The organism is Endozoicomonas elysicola, assembly GCF_000710775.1.
GTDB lineage: Bacteria > Pseudomonadota > Gammaproteobacteria > Pseudomonadales > Endozoicomonadaceae > Endozoicomonas > Endozoicomonas elysicola.
Genome location: NZ_JOJP01000001.1, coordinates 4,837,022 through 4,850,557, shown reverse-complemented (window position 1 = coordinate 4,850,557; position 13,536 = coordinate 4,837,022). Strand labels below are relative to the sequence as shown.

Annotated in this window: 15 protein-coding genes and 3 tRNA genes; 12 read left to right on the top strand and 6 right to left on the bottom strand. The window is 45.8% G+C overall.

Annotated elements, in window-relative coordinates:
- The first annotated feature begins 108 nt into the window (after positions 1-108).
- A complete protein-coding gene (locus tag GV64_RS20505) occupies positions 109-1,392 on the top strand; it encodes a pyridoxal phosphate-dependent aminotransferase (protein ID WP_020581659.1) in 1,284 nt (427 codons plus the stop codon).
- A 35-nt stretch (positions 1,393-1,427) separates the two neighbouring features.
- Positions 1,428-2,249 carry a M48 family metallopeptidase gene (locus GV64_RS20500; protein WP_020581658.1) on the top strand — a complete coding sequence of 274 codons (822 nt, stop codon included), beginning with the start codon at positions 1,428-1,430 and terminating at the stop codon, positions 2,247-2,249.
- Here the strand turns inward: GV64_RS20500 and GV64_RS20495 are convergent.
- The 4 genes from GV64_RS20495 to GV64_RS20480 form a co-directional block, all read right to left on the bottom strand.
- Positions 2,246-3,619, bottom strand: coding sequence for a rhodanese-like domain-containing protein (locus GV64_RS20495; RefSeq protein ID WP_020581657.1), 1,374 nt, complete (start codon positions 3,617-3,619; stop codon positions 2,246-2,248). The genes GV64_RS20500 and GV64_RS20495 overlap by 4 nt on opposite strands.
- A 73-nt stretch (positions 3,620-3,692) precedes the next feature.
- Positions 3,693-4,595, bottom strand: coding sequence for a sulfurtransferase (locus GV64_RS20490; RefSeq protein ID WP_020581656.1), 903 nt, complete (start codon positions 4,593-4,595; stop codon positions 3,693-3,695).
- On the bottom strand, positions 4,588-5,277 hold the full coding sequence (locus GV64_RS20485) for a TVP38/TMEM64 family protein (protein WP_020581655.1): 690 nt from the start codon (positions 5,275-5,277) through the stop codon (positions 4,588-4,590). Before GV64_RS20485 ends, GV64_RS20490 begins: the two co-directional genes overlap by 8 nt.
- A gap of 11 nt (positions 5,278-5,288) precedes the next feature.
- Entirely contained in the window at positions 5,289-5,846 is a 558-nt protein-coding gene (locus GV64_RS20480) for a carboxymuconolactone decarboxylase family protein (protein ID WP_020581654.1), read from the bottom strand.
- Between the two features lie 370 nt (positions 5,847-6,216).
- On the opposite strand from GV64_RS20480, the gene GV64_RS20475 reads away from it, so the two are divergent.
- The 4 genes from GV64_RS20475 (at position 6,217) to GV64_RS20460 (ending at position 9,617) form a co-directional block, all read left to right on the top strand.
- Complete coding sequence (locus GV64_RS20475) at positions 6,217-7,200, top strand: alpha/beta fold hydrolase (protein ID WP_020581653.1); 984 nt, start codon at positions 6,217-6,219, stop codon at positions 7,198-7,200.
- Positions 7,201-7,393: 193 nt separating this feature from the next.
- Positions 7,394-7,975: a hypothetical protein gene (locus GV64_RS20470; RefSeq protein WP_020581652.1), complete on the top strand. Its 582-nt coding sequence runs from the start codon at positions 7,394-7,396 to the stop codon at positions 7,973-7,975.
- 160 nt (positions 7,976-8,135) lie between these two features.
- Positions 8,136-9,038 (top strand): N-acetylmuramoyl-L-alanine amidase family protein, encoded by a 903-nt coding sequence (locus GV64_RS20465; RefSeq protein WP_020581651.1) that lies wholly within the window; start codon positions 8,136-8,138, stop codon positions 9,036-9,038.
- A gap of 93 nt (positions 9,039-9,131) precedes the next feature.
- Positions 9,132-9,617 (top strand): GNAT family N-acetyltransferase, encoded by a 486-nt coding sequence (locus GV64_RS20460; protein ID WP_020581650.1) that lies wholly within the window; start codon positions 9,132-9,134, stop codon positions 9,615-9,617.
- Between the two features lie 52 nt (positions 9,618-9,669).
- Here GV64_RS20460 and GV64_RS20455 read toward each other — a convergent pair whose 3' ends face one another.
- Positions 9,670-10,194: a MerR family transcriptional regulator gene (locus GV64_RS20455; RefSeq protein ID WP_020581649.1), complete on the bottom strand. Its 525-nt coding sequence runs from the start codon at positions 10,192-10,194 to the stop codon at positions 9,670-9,672.
- 127 nt (positions 10,195-10,321) lie between these two features.
- Between GV64_RS20455 and GV64_RS20450 the strand changes: the two genes are divergently transcribed.
- Together GV64_RS20450 and grxD are read left to right on the top strand one after the other, a co-directional pair.
- Positions 10,322-10,648: a gamma-glutamylcyclotransferase family protein gene (locus GV64_RS20450; RefSeq protein ID WP_020581648.1), complete on the top strand. Its 327-nt coding sequence runs from the start codon at positions 10,322-10,324 to the stop codon at positions 10,646-10,648.
- 146 nt (positions 10,649-10,794) lie between these two features.
- Positions 10,795-11,130: a Grx4 family monothiol glutaredoxin gene (gene grxD, locus GV64_RS20445; protein ID WP_020581647.1), complete on the top strand. Its 336-nt coding sequence runs from the start codon at positions 10,795-10,797 to the stop codon at positions 11,128-11,130.
- A 112-nt stretch (positions 11,131-11,242) separates the two neighbouring features.
- Here grxD and GV64_RS20440 read toward each other — a convergent pair whose 3' ends face one another.
- Positions 11,243-11,953, bottom strand: a complete 711-nt coding sequence (locus GV64_RS20440; RefSeq protein ID WP_020581646.1) for a hypothetical protein — start codon at positions 11,951-11,953, stop codon at positions 11,243-11,245.
- Positions 11,954-12,375: 422 nt separating this feature from the next.
- Between GV64_RS20440 and GV64_RS20435 the strand changes: the two genes are divergently transcribed.
- The 4 genes from GV64_RS20435 to GV64_RS20420 all read left to right on the top strand — a co-directional run bounded on the left by GV64_RS20435 (position 12,376) and on the right by GV64_RS20420 (position 13,512).
- Entirely contained in the window at positions 12,376-12,978 is a 603-nt protein-coding gene (locus GV64_RS20435; RefSeq protein ID WP_020581645.1) for a peroxiredoxin, read from the top strand.
- Between the two features lie 141 nt (positions 12,979-13,119).
- Positions 13,120-13,195: transfer RNA gene (locus GV64_RS20430), tRNA-Asn, on the top strand.
- Between the two features lie 45 nt (positions 13,196-13,240).
- A tRNA-Lys gene (locus tag GV64_RS20425) sits at positions 13,241-13,316 on the top strand.
- Between the two features lie 120 nt (positions 13,317-13,436).
- Positions 13,437-13,512: transfer RNA gene (locus tag GV64_RS20420), tRNA-Lys, on the top strand.
- Positions 13,513-13,536 lie beyond the last annotated feature (24 nt).

Sequence of the window (13,536 nt, the reverse complement as noted above, 5' to 3'; positions counted from 1 at the left end):
GAAATAAAAGTAGTCTGGAATTATAAGGAAGGGTAATTTTTAATTATTTCTTGGATACTCTATTGATAAAGTGAGTTATGCGCCAGCAAGCGCAAGGATGCCAGAACCATGATTCACGAAAACCAGCTCAATCCTACGGTACGGACACTTGAGCCATCGGCAACATTGAAAATCAATGAACTTAGTCAGCAATTAATAAAAGAAGGGCGGGATATTATCCGGCTTGGTTTGGGGCAATCGCCTTTTCCAGTACCTGATATTGTTGTAAAAAGCCTGCAGAAGCACGCTCATGAAAAAGATTATCTCCCGGTACGCGGGCTTCAGGCTTTGCGTCAGGCAGTCGCTGACTACTACCAGAGCAGGGGGCTCGATGTGGATGCTGAATCAGTACTGGTTGGTCCGGGTTCCAAAGAGTTGTTGTTTAATATCCAAATGGCCTGTCAGGCTGAGCTGATTCTACCTGCTCCCAGCTGGGTATCCTATGTGCCCCAAGCTGTTATGTTGGGACGAAAGGTTAGTTACTTGCCAACGACTATGGATAATCAATGGCAAATGCTTCCCGAACAACTGGAGCAGTTAGCGCCTCCAGGGGATGAAGCGCGCTTTCTTCTGTTGAATTATCCATCAAACCCAACTGGCGCAAGCTATGAGCCAGAACAGCTGAAAGCACTGGCTGAAGTGGCAAGACGGCAGAAGATCATTATTATTGCTGATGAAATTTACGGTGAAACCCGGTTTTCTGGTCAGCATCACTCCATGGCTACTTTCTATCCTGAGGGTACTATCCTCAGTGGTGGATTGAGCAAATGGTGTGGTGCTGGAGGCTGGAGATTGGGTACGATGGTTTTCCCGAAAGAGCTGCGCAGAGTCCAGGATACCATGGCAGTTATTGCCAGTGAAACTTTTACCTCAACCAGTGCTCCAATTCAGTATGCAGCGTGTACAGCCTTTGCAGGAAGTTCTGAAATTACCCGGTATCTTGAGCAAAGTCAGCAGGTTCTGGCGCTGATAGCCGAGTATATGGTGGGCTCCTTGAGAAGTATAGGCTTGCAAATGGCTGATCCTGTGGGAGGTTTCTATCTCTTTGTCAGTTTTGAAGCATTCCGTGAGCAGCTGAGCGCTCGCGGTATAAACTGCTCTGATGACTTATGCAATATCTTACTGTCAGAGACCGGTGTAGCGGTGCTTCCTGGCAGTGATTTTGGTTTAATGGCAGACCAGTTATTTGTCAGAATGGCATTTGTAGACTTTGATGGAGCCAGAGCACTTGATGCGGTGACAGCAGGGCATTACGAGCCAGAGGGCTTTGTTCAACAGTATTGCCCAAGATTGTTTGCAGCATGTCAGCGCTTAGAGCAATGGCTGGGTCAGTTAGGTAACGACAATAATTAATCAAATGTTGGCTTTTTAGAGTACAGGTAATGGGGATGAAGTGGTTAAAGGTTTTGGGCGTCAGCCTGTGTATTTTCCTGACAGGGTGTCAGACGGTGTCGACAACCAATTCCGGCTCAATCGGTGTGCATCGGGAGCAGAAAATGTTCTCCCTGCTGTCCGAAAGTCAGGTGAGTGCTATGTCAGCAGAGGCTTACCAGGAAGAGTTAAGCAAGGCCCGTAAAAAAGAGGTGTTGAACCAGAAGCCTGCCGACGTTAAAAGACTGCGTACGATTGCTGACCGTCTGGTGTCTCATGTTGCGGTGTTTCGACAGGATGCCCGGAACTGGAAGTGGGAAGTCAATCTGATGACCGATAAACAGCTCAATGCCTACTGTATGCCAGGGGGCAAGATCATGTTTTATACCGGTATCATTGACACTCTCAAACTAACCGATGATGAAATTGCCGCCATCATGGGGCACGAAATGGCGCATGCCCTTAGGGAGCATGGGCGTGAGGCTATGTCTCAGGCTTATGCCGTGCAGCTGGGTCAGGATACGCTGGGTATTCTTCTGGGTGTTAGCCCTGAGGTAATGAATATTGGCAGTACCGTAGTGAATTATGCGTTGACATTGCCTAATAGTCGTACCAATGAGGCCGAGGCTGACCTCATTGGGTTGGAGCTGATGGCGCGGGCTGGTTATAACCCAAGAGCTGCTGTCAGCCTGTGGAAAAAGATGTCAGCGCAAAGTGGTGGAAGTGTGCCGGAATTTATGAGCACACACCCGTCCCACGATACCCGTATTAATGGACTAAATGCCAATATTGTAAAAGTGGATCATCTCTACCAGCAGGCGATCAGCAAAACCAATTAACCCTTAGGTGCTACTGGATTGGCAGGGTCCATACTCCAGCCAATCCAGCCGTCGTCAAAGACACTGATCTTTTTCCAACCCATAAGATAAGCCGCAAAAAAAGCTTCACTGGCGCGCCAGCCGGTGCCGCAATAAAAGCTCACTTCCTTGTCCGCAGTAATCCCTTTTTTCTGCCACATTTTTTCAATTTCTGTCCATGAGCGCATGGTGCCATCAATGTCCTGATAGTTGAGCATGTCATAAGCACTTTCACCGTTTTCCAGTAAAACAGAGCCTGGGATATGTCCTGCCTTGCTGTAACGGAAGTAACCGGATTTCTCACCGTTAAACTCCTCAGGCGTCATTACGCTGGCCAGGATGGTATCTGGATCATCCATAAGCGCTTTTACTTCCGGAATATTGATGACCAGGTCATCATTATCCGGAACCTGAAGTGTCGTGCGAGCTAAAGGGGTTGGGTAATTAACGTTGGTTTCCAGGTTATATCCCTGAGCCTTCCATGCCTGCTTGCCACCATTAAGTACACGTACATCAGTAACACCCGAATATAGTAGGGCTACAGCGGCACGGTAAGCGCCCATAGCAAGCTCATCGGCATAGACAACGACCATTGTGCTTTTATCAATGCCGTATTGAGCCAGCAGTTTAGCCAGTCGGTTATCCGGTATAAAATTCCACGAGGGGGTTCCCTGATTCCATTCAATCTCACGGGTATCTAGGTAAATGGCGCCAGGGATATGCCCTGATCGATATTCGGATTCCTCTTCGTAACCCACTTCAAGAGTGATCAGGCTCTGTTCTTTTTTTCTTTCCAACTGCTGTTGTAACCACTGGGGATAAACCAGTTTGTGGTATTTTGGGAGAACTATAGTTTCATTACCTGCATCTCCCCACGCCTGAATACCACCAGCAAGCTGGTATACTTCTGTGAAGCCCTGCTGCTTCAAGCTCTGGTACAGGGCGCCAGCGGAGCCGTCATTTTGATCATAAACAACCAATGGCACCTCTTTTTTATGGATCCCTTTTTCTGCCAGAAGCTGTTGTTGATCTTCTGATGAATCAGCTAACTCAAGCCAGTGGGGCTGAAAGCTGATGGCATCTTTTATATGCCCCTGCTTAATACCTTCACCGGCTGGCCATCCGTTAAAAAAATGATCTGCACGGGCATCAATAATGACCAACGGCTTAGAACTGATCTGCCATTGTTGCAGCTGCGATACAGATATTTCTTCCATGGGGAAATGAGCCTTCTCCTGATTAAACATTCGACAGCCAGTCAAATTGATGGTGAATAAAATCGAAGTAGAAAAGAGGGCTGCACACAAACAGAGTGCAAAAGCAGAGCGCGGAACACGCTTCCGAGGTGCCATAAAGGTTTGTCTCCTGTTGGTTCAATAGCAACAGTAATGGGTTTTCAAGAAAACAAAGACAGCGTTTAAATTGTCATTCAATGGGGGTGTAGGATAACGCAGCCCAGTGATAAAAAGAGGGCGTATAATTCCTGACATTGGTGTAGCCTGCCGCTTTCAGTACCATAACCATATAGGCGGAGCGAATACCTGCAGTGCAGTAAACAACAATTGGGCTGGTTTTCGTAATATCCTGCTCGGATAAAATTTGATTGATTTCGTCAAATGACTTCAGGGTTCCGTCCGGCATAAGCAACTGCTGAAATGGTAAGCTGACTGCGCCGGGTAAGTGACCCTTCCTGGCTTCACCAAGGTCTTTCTGGCCTTGATATTCTTCTGGGGAGCGTGAGTCGATAACACGAAACTTGGCGTAATCCGTGTAAAGTGCTTTGGTGTTTATGGTTGATGAGTCATCTCTGCGGGTTATCTTAAAGTCGCTTCTGGTATTGAATAAGGTGGGAATAACAGTCGTTTTCAGTCCTTTTTCTTTCCAGTAGCTGTAACCGCCATCGAGAATGCGAACATTTCTTAACCCAGCTACCCTCAGGCTCCAGACAATACGACCATCTTCTCCCCAGCCTTGGTGAGCATCAGCATAGACAACAATATTATCAGTCGGGGTCAGGCCAATCTTTTGGATCTGATTTTCCAGTGCCTGATTATTAAGCACGGTTCCCCATGTTTCGCTGCCAGTTTCTCCAATCATGTCAGAAAATGATTGCCATTGAACGGATCGGGCTCCGGGAATATGCCCTTTAAGGTATTCAGAATGCTCTCGGGCATCGATTAGAAGGTAGTCTTTCAGGTTGCTGACAACGGTCTCGGCACTGATAAAGTAGTCCTGAGGTGCGGCCTGCAATAATCGAAGAGGCAGCAAAGCCAGTATGAGCAGTAAAAAGTGCCCGTGGGCGTACGATCGTAATTGTTTTTTACACATCCGAAGCAGTTCCTGAGTCCCGCAAATAGATGGTCTTCAGGAAAAAGACCAGAACGGTGATAGCAAACAGTGTCAGGAGAGCCGTTACAAAAAGACGGCTTCCACCCGTCAGCATTCCACCGACGTAGGAGTAAATCAGGGTCGCTGGTAATTGGCCAATACCCGTGGCTATCAGGAAGTGCCGGAGCTTCATTGATGTCAGTCCGGCACCGTAGCTGACAATATCAAATGAAATGAAGGGCAGTAGTCGGGCTATAAGGACTGTGTACTGACCATGACGGGCAAAAAACCGATCCACTTGCTCAATGGCAAAATGGCTGGTGAGTTTTGTCACAAAGCCCCGACCGAACCAGCGGGCGAGGAAAAAACAGAGCACAGCCGCCACCATTGCACTGCTCCAGGAGAGCAGCGCCCCCTGCCACCAACCAAATACAGCAGCGTTGGCAAAGGTGATCATAAAAGCTGGAAGCGGGGCTAATACTGCCTGGAGAACCATCATCAACGCAGAAACCAGCGGTGCCCAGACTCCAAAGCTCAGAATATATAGTCGCACCTGGTCAATATCCACGGATGATAAAATGTGGATCATTTCAGATAACCATTCACGTACCGGCGGGATGACCAGTGCAACGATGATCAATAACAGGGTAATAGCCGGTTTGATAATGGTTTGAATGCTCATTTAGCGGTTTTCTATTGTTGGGTTTTTTCCGGTATTTTGCAGAAGCCTTCTGCAGGAACATCCAAGGCTGCATTAAATTTACTGGACATGTTCTGAAAAGCAATAAGTCCTGTCAGCTCTATGATCGAGTCATTATCAAAATAGGCTTTTAACTGTTTCATCAGCTCTGGAGTTACCTGACGGTCGCTATAAGTGACCGTTTCTGTATATTCCAGTGCAATCCGTTCCTGGCTACTGAACAGGTCAGAGTTTTTCCAGTCATCAAGCGCTTCGACCTTGTCCATACTGCCTGCACGTTTAGCCAGAGTCATGGCGTTAACGTCAACACAGAACGCACACCAGTTAACCTGAGAAACTCTGACCGTTACCAGTGAACGCAGTTCCGGTGACAGTGGGGATTTTTTGCGATCCAGAACGCCATAAAGAGCGGCTACCGTGGCAAATAGCTTTGGGACTCTGGCCCATAGCAAGCCAGGCTTAAGGACTTTTCCATAGCGGCGCTTCTGGCTCCAGAAAAAGGGCTTGAGCCACCAAGGATAGGAGTGAAGAGGTTTCTCCGGTACGTACATGGCTGATTCCAGCGTGCAGTTCCATAGTAGGTCAATCGATGTTGGCAGGAAAGGCGGAGATCTACAAGGGACAGGGGACAAATCCCTATGCATTCTGGTGAGCGCGTGATCTGGGTCAGCTGTTTTCAGTTTCCTTGGATTGAACCGTCCATATATATACCCAATGGGTTTTAAGTGGCTACGTGGTGGCAAATAAGCGAAGTCCCGGGAGCATAGAAAAACTATGTGGCCGGGCCTGCACTCCAGTGAGCGAATGCAGCCAACAAAGTAGCAACTTGACAGGCGACGGGTATACAGGTGTTACGACTGAAAGCAGAGCTTAAGTGAATTTTGTCTATAGTTCTGAACAGTTCAACCACGGAGGCACCCTATGCAGGCTGATACCTTTTCATTACAACAGTTCAATATTAATGGCATTTCAGTCTGGGCCGCTGTTGAAGGTACGGGACCTTTGGTGATTATGGTTCATGGCTGGCCAGAGCTCTGGTACTCGTGGCGGCATCAGATCCAGGCGGTTGCTGCTGCCGGGTATCGGGTGGTGGCTCCCGACGTGCGGGGTTATGGTGGAAGTGATAAACCGTACCCAGTTGAAGCATACGACATGATTCATCTGACCGGCGATGTGGTGGGGTTGATTGATGCATTAGGAGAGGAAACAGCTATTCTGGTCGGTCATGACTGGGGTGCTCCAATATGCTGGAACACTGCCGCTTTATACCCGGAAAGAGTTTCTGCCGTCGCAGGGCTCAGTGTTCCTTATATGCAGCGAGGTGAGGTTTCTGCCATTGAACTCTGGAAACAGCTGTACCAGGGAAAGTTTTTCTATCAGCTCTATTTTCAAAAAGAAGGCATTGCAGAAGCGGAGCTTGAAGCTGATATACCAAGAGCGCTCAGGACGATGTACTACGCTATTTCCGGTGACTGCCTTGCTGAACATAGCTGGGAGCAACTGATGGCCTCTAAAGGACCTGATGATAGTTTGCTGGGTGGTATGCCTGACCCAAACCCCTTGCCAGAATGGCTTACGGACGAAGACTTACGGTATTTTGTGGATGCCTATAAGCTGAGTGGTTTTCGAGGTTCACTTAACCGCTACAGGGCTCAACAGCGAGACTGGGCGTTATTACCCCAGCTGTCAGAGTTAACGGTTGATCAGCCTAGCTGCTTTGTTGCAGGCTCTCTGGATATTGTGCGTGGTCTTATCCCCGGGGTGGATCTCTATGAAAATCCTGGTGTGAGTTGCACTGACTTCAGGGGAGCAACCATTATTGACGGTGCTGGCCATTGGGTTCAGCAGGAGAGGCCGGATCAGGTCAATCGTGCGCTGCTGGTTTTTTTATCTGAACTTTCATGATGATTAAAAAGATTGAGAAACAGGTCTCAAACTATTGTTAATAACCGGTGCAGAATGCCGCTGTTAAGAGAACTGTTGACCTGGATGAATGAAACAAGGTGGCGAGAGAGAGATGATCAGCTTCTGACGACAATTCAACGTTGTGTATTTGCTGATAAAAGAATAGATAAATATCTTTGGGGTAACCACCATAATGAAAAATAGCCTGTCCGTATTTTTGCTGGGCACCCTGTTCTCTGTCAGCTCAGGGGCTGCTTTCGCCGTTGATTGCTATGAAGAATCCAGAAATTTCGTATCTCTGGGGGAGGCATACTTTGATGTGGGTGATCCTGTTCGGTTTAGTTCCAGTGAAAAAAAGCAGCTGAGAGACCTTTATAAATCAATAAAAGGCGAGTGGGAGGGAGAGTCTGTTTTTACGGATTGCAGAGGTTCTAGTAAGGCGATGAAAGCCTATAGTAAAACCTATGAAATGGAAACAGAGGTTGAAAAAGGGCGGGAAGAAACTATCCGCTTTCAAACGGACAAGAGAGACGGTAATAAAACGGCGATGGATGTTGCCTATTATTTCGATGATGAGACTATTTTTCATTATCAACGATCAGGCTCAACGATAACGGTTGAAGAGAAATATTATCAGCCTAATGGCAGTGGTGCCCATTTAGTTGAGAATTTGATTTCTTTTGATGCAAGAGGAAAAAAAATGTCTATCGACATTACATCGTACCTTAATGGTCACTTTTCATCTCATCAGACGATCAGTCTGATTAAGAAATGAGCTTTATTATCCATTGGTCTTATTGCTTCACTCTTTTTGAGGCGTTTCGGGTGGGGCTGTTCAAATATTACAACTAATGTCGAAGTGTACTGCTCAGTAAATTCAGTAATATCGGGGATTGCCATGGAAGGCATGTAGTCAGTTTGCAGGGAGTAGCTGTATGAGTAGTATCATTTCAGGCAGAGGTATACTGTATAAAGCCACTATAGTGGGCTATTTAATGCTGCTGCTGGTTTTTGTTCTGTTTATGACCGCTAAATATGCAGCTACGTCTAATGACGTTCTGCCTGGCTCTGGATTAGGGTATTTATCTGAAATAGAAGTTGATTTTCAGTTAAATAGCACAGAGTTATCCGATGAGGTTATTGAAAAGGGCAAAGCGCTTTCTTCACAGAAAGGGCGTGATATTGTCATTGTTATTGATGCTGGGCATGGTGGAAAAGACCCCGGGGCGGTCGGACCTAATGGTGCCCTGGAAAAAGATATTTGTTTAGCTATTGCCAGAAAACTGGCTGCATTGCTGGAAAAAGAGAGCGGCTTTAAACCCATTATGGTTAGAGATGGGGATCGTTTTATCTCAATCATTGATCGATTGAAATTTGCTTTAAAAAATAAGGCTGACATGGTGGTTTCGATACATGCGGATGCCTTTAAGGTTAAAGGCGTTCATGGGTCTTCGGTTATTTATCACCCAAGAAATAAACTGGAGCGTACTCAGCATATTGGCCAGCTGGTGCTGAAAGAACTTGGTAAAATTAACAGGCTACACAGCCATGGCGTTAAAAAGCAGGCTATTACCGTTCTGGCTGCAAGAAAAATCCCATCGATTATGATTGAAGCTGGCTTCATCTCTAATGCCTCAGAAGCGAAGAAGTTGGTGACAAAGAGTTATCAAAACAAGATGGCTCACTCTATCTTCGTCGGCATAAGAAAACATTTTTACTCACAGCCACCTCAAGGTGCATGGGTAGCTAATATGTCTGAGCGAATCAGGCATAAGCTTAATAGCCATGGTGAGACTCTCAAAACCACTCACCTGCTGGAATTACCAGTACACTTCTAAACTCTCCGATTGCAGATTTTCTTTTGCTCATACATCATTTCGGACGTTTCTAACGTGTAGCGTACGACAAATTGATGTTGGCTGGAGGGTATCGTGTCGCAGGTTGTGATCAGAGAAGCGGTTGCAGAGGATTCTGCATTGATTCTGGGGTTTGTTAAGGACCTTGCCCGATTTGAAAAAGCAGAAGATGAAGTGATTGCCACGATTTCTGATATTCAGGCGTCAATCTTTGGGCTTCATGCCACGGCAAAAGCCATTATCGGTGAACTGGATGGAAAGCCTATCGGTTTTGCAGTCTATTTCTATAACTATTCAACGTGGCTGGGAAGAAAAGGTCTTTATCTGGAGGATCTGTATATTGCTCCGGAGTATCGCAGTTTAGGTGCGGGGAAAGCGATGTTGAAATACTTGGCAAGGAACGCGGTTGCTGAAAATTGCGGGCGTTTTGAATGGAGCGTGCTGGACTGGAATGAGCCAGCCATCGAGTTTTATGAGTCCATTGGGGCTAGGCCTAAAAGTGAATGGGTGGGCTATCAGTTGGTTGGGGCAGCATTGACAGCTTTTGCTGGTGATCAGTAATTCAGGGGAAATACTGGGAGCTCACTCTTAAGAGCTCCCAGTATCTCTATTTTTAAGGCTGTCTTGACCAGACACGGATTTTATCTATTTCCTCTTTATCAATACTCAGGGATTCCAGGAATTCCTGGTGTGCCTCTGGCTCCATCTTTTCAAACTGCTGATGCCAGTTTTTCATGTCATCTTCGCTGAACCCGGCCGCTTTCATAATCTCTGTCCAACGGTCTTTATTGACCATGCTTTGCTCCAGTAAGGAAGGTTGTTTAAGAAGCAATACAATCGCTTTTTGCTGGTGGCGGAGCTTCTGGATCTCATGTTCAAGAGCCATCAGCTGATCGCGTAAAATGCGTTCCTGCTCCATATCGTCTTCACGGTTTAGAAGAGGCGCAATATTGCTGACTGGTATGCCGAAAGCACGATAAGCCATGATGGCTTCAAGGCGTTTGATTTCATTCTGCCCATACCATCGGTAGCCATTCTCCGATCGAGTGTGAGGCATGAGTAAACCTTCACGCTCGTAGTAGAGAATCGTAGTACGCGATACATCGTATTTTCTGGCCAATTGAGTAACCGTAAGCATATGGCCTCCAGGGTGAATACGAGGTCAATTCTCAACCCTACACTAATAGACGGGTCAATAGAAAATCAAAACAAGATCACTGGACTCATCTAAGGTTATTTTTTGCACTTAATAGGAGCGTTTATAGGTGATTCAGCGTCTATTTGTTTATGGGACATTAGCTCCGGGCCGAGAAAATCATCATATACTGGATAAAGTATCGGGAACGTGGGAGTCAGCAAGCATAAAGGGGTTTCTATTGGATAAAGGTTGGGGGGCTTCCATGGGTTATCCTGGCATTATGCCCTCAGATGAAGGTGATGAGGTTAAAGGGTGGGTTTTGTCATCTGGAGAACTGGCTCGGTACTGGACAGCCATTGATGAGTTTGAGGGGCGAGAATATAGGCGGGTTCCTGTAATGGTAAAGCTGAAGGAGCAATCTGTGGAAGCTTTTGTGTATGCCATTCGAATATAGCACCGGAACAGGTTCTTTTTTGTAACTAATTGATTCTATGTTGGTTATTTTTATCTATTGGAATATATGTAATAACATATGGTGACAGTCAGGTATTTTCTTTAAAATGCCCTGTCTTATGATTCCAATGAAGAAGAGGTCGTCTCATGGACGTAATGGAGCAAATAAAAGATCAGATTGAATCCCATGATATCCTGCTGTACATGAAGGGCTCTCCCAAATTGCCGCAGTGTGGTTTTTCGTCCAAGGCGGTTCAGGCTTTAATGGCCTGCGGTGAACAGTTTGCTTTTGTTGATATACTGGCCAATCCTGAGATTCGTGCCAACCTGCCCAAGTATGCTAACTGGCCTACCTTCCCACAGTTATGGATTAAGGGTGAGCTGATCGGTGGTAGTGATATTATCATTGATATGTTTAACAGCGGTGAGTTGCAGCAGCTGATTGCTGAGGCTGCTGGTTCTGCAGAAAAGGCTGAAGACTGATATTCGCCACGGCTTGGCTTGGGTGAGAGTCCTCTGTATTGAAATAGAGCTTCTCACCTAGCTGAAGTTAATTACATCGCTTTAACCGAAACACTTTTTACTTTCTTCCTGTTTAAGGCTTCCCTTCAGGGAGCTGTGTTTTTTCAGCGTTTCGTCTGTCAGAGCCCATATCGCGTTCTTCAAAAAATTTCATATCGAATGGAAGTGAGTCCATTTGTTGCGGCGAATGAGTTACAGGAGCTTGAGGGGTAAAAATAAATCTCATATCCCTGGTAGCGGTATAAGACATTTCTGGACGAAGATGATGTCTTTTTGGAAAAGAAGCAAACTTTTGGCTGGTATCTTCCGGCATTTCTAATCGTTGACGTTTCCGTGTTTTACTAACCACCCTATCCTGGTGAATTGGGTTCGATTCACTAATGTCTTTACAGTTACCTCCCACCTTCTCAGGAGCTGAGTGTTGGCGTGTATAAACTGCTACTGGCTTTAAGAGATTGCCATCCTTGTGATTTGGATCACTCGTAATGTTGATTAATGAGAAAAGTTCAGAAATCTGATTGTCTGAATCATCAAAAGGAATTGATTCTTTTTTCTCTCTGGCACCCAAGGGTTTGAATGTTTGCTCTGATGTTTCCGTTCCTCTTTGTCCTGGCATGTGTATTTGAGGGTGAGAAAGCGGGCTAACATCCCGTCGGTTATGAGAGCTGCTTACTTTTTGACTTTGAGATTGATGAAGAGAGACTGTGGCCTGAAAGCTCTCTCTGGATGGAAGATGCTCGGCGCCCGGAGGGCTGAAGCGGGATGATGATGCAGGTGAATCCATTGGTTTAGTCCAACAATAGATTTCGAAAATAGTTTCGATTCTATTATTTCTGCAAAGTTCAACTCATATGACATACCACTCGTTAAAGCAAAAGTTATAGCCTGTTGCAGTTCGGCAAAGTGTGCATACCTATATAAAACTGTTGTGGGCTGTCTATTTACTGAAAAATGATCATATGTTGAAACATATTGGAACAGTGATTGATCATTTTTTCGCAGGTGTAGGCGGCTAATCCTTCTTTTGCCAATAAAATTGCGGTCGTTGGTAAAATTTATAGCTATTTGTCTCTGTTATGGTAGGCGAAAACCGTAGTCCTGTGTATGATTATGTTCGCAGTTTTTGTGGTGCGCTGTTCGGTGTGGTTCCTGATTTGGACTATCGTATTAAAGCGTATAACTTCGTAAACCATTGGAGATACACTTATGGGCGTTTTAGTAGGCAAGAAGGCTCCTGACTTTACGGTACCTGCAGTACTGGGTGATGGCTCTATTGTTGATGCTTTTACACTGTCCGAAGCCATCCGTGGTAAGTATGGTCTGCTGTTTTTTTACCCTCTGGATTTCACTTTCGTATGTCCTTCTGAGCTGATCGCTCTGGATCATCGTATGGATGCTTTTCAGGAGCGTGGCGTTGAAGTTATTGGTGTTTCCATTGACTCTCACTTTACCCATAACGCATGGCGTAATACCCCTGTAGATCAGGGTGGTATCGGTCAGGTCAAATACACACTGGCTGCTGATATGACACACGACATCTGTAAATCTTATGATGTTGAGTCTGAAGGTGGTGTGGCTTTCCGTGGTGCTTTCCTGATCGATAAGGACGGTCTGGTTCGTTCTCAGATTGTTAATGATCTGCCATTGGGTCGAAATATGGACGAGTTGATTCGTCTGGTTGACGCTCTGCAGTTCCATGAAGAACATGGTGAAGTTTGCCCAGCTGGTTGGAGCAAGGGTGACAAGGGTATGACTGCTTCTCCAGATGGCGTTGCCAAGTACCTTTCTGAGAGTGCTGATGGCCTTTAAAATCTGGCTCTGAGTAAAAAAAGCTGCCTATGCAGCTTTTTTTTAAAAAGTTTTTTGCAGTGGAATACTTGACTCACGGCAAAATAACCTTATCATTCGCTGCCGTTGGTTGGTGACGAGAAATCACCCCCCACATGTTGTTCCCTGATAGCTCAGTTGGTAGAGCAAATGACTGTTAATCATTGGGTCGCTGGTTCGAGTCCAGCTCGGGGAGCCACTTTTTCTTGAGAGGTGTTTTAATTAAACAACTCTTAGAGGAAATGGGTCGTTAGCTCAGTTGGTAGAGCAGTTGGCTTTTAACCAATTGGTCGTAGGTTCGAATCCTACACGACCCACCATTAAGCTACTTGCTAATGGTGTGTGACCGCCTTATGATATGGCGGTTTTTTTATCCTGACCAATAAGTGTCAGTGATAAATACATAATTTTGCTCTTTAAAAGATTCTTTGTAAAAGAATGGGTCGTTAGCTCAGTTGGTAGAGCAGTTGGCTTTTAACCAATTGGTCGTAGGTTCGAATCCTACACGACCCACCAAATTGCTCTTTGTATTAAGAGAAT

What these genes read in the sequence shown, in the direction of transcription:
- GV64_RS20470 (WP_020581652.1), top strand. Translation starts at nt 7,394, where the DNA reads ATGAAAAATAGCCTGTCCGTATTTTTGCTGGGCACCCTGTTCTCTGTC.
- GV64_RS20435 (WP_020581645.1), top strand. Translation starts at nt 12,376, where the DNA reads ATGGGCGTTTTAGTAGGCAAGAAGGCTCCTGACTTTACGGTACCTGCA.
- GV64_RS20465 (WP_020581651.1), top strand. Translation starts at nt 8,136, where the DNA reads ATGAGTAGTATCATTTCAGGCAGAGGTATACTGTATAAAGCCACTATA.
- GV64_RS20495 (WP_020581657.1), bottom strand. Translation starts at nt 3,619, where the DNA reads ATGGCACCTCGGAAGCGTGTTCCGCGCTCTGCTTTTGCACTCTGTTTG.
- GV64_RS20485 (WP_020581655.1), bottom strand. Translation starts at nt 5,277, where the DNA reads ATGAGCATTCAAACCATTATCAAACCGGCTATTACCCTGTTATTGATC.
- GV64_RS20440 (WP_020581646.1), bottom strand. Translation starts at nt 11,953, where the DNA reads ATGGATTCACCTGCATCATCATCCCGCTTCAGCCCTCCGGGCGCCGAG.
- GV64_RS20490 (WP_020581656.1), bottom strand. Translation starts at nt 4,595, where the DNA reads ATGTGTAAAAAACAATTACGATCGTACGCCCACGGGCACTTTTTACTG.
- GV64_RS20500 (WP_020581658.1), top strand. Translation starts at nt 1,428, where the DNA reads ATGAAGTGGTTAAAGGTTTTGGGCGTCAGCCTGTGTATTTTCCTGACA.
- GV64_RS20480 (WP_020581654.1), bottom strand. Translation starts at nt 5,846, where the DNA reads ATGTACGTACCGGAGAAACCTCTTCACTCCTATCCTTGGTGGCTCAAG.
- GV64_RS20455 (WP_020581649.1), bottom strand. Translation starts at nt 10,194, where the DNA reads ATGCTTACGGTTACTCAATTGGCCAGAAAATACGATGTATCGCGTACT.
- grxD (WP_020581647.1), top strand. Translation starts at nt 10,795, where the DNA reads ATGGACGTAATGGAGCAAATAAAAGATCAGATTGAATCCCATGATATC.
- GV64_RS20505 (WP_020581659.1), top strand. Translation starts at nt 109, where the DNA reads ATGATTCACGAAAACCAGCTCAATCCTACGGTACGGACACTTGAGCCA.
- GV64_RS20475 (WP_020581653.1), top strand. Translation starts at nt 6,217, where the DNA reads ATGCAGGCTGATACCTTTTCATTACAACAGTTCAATATTAATGGCATT.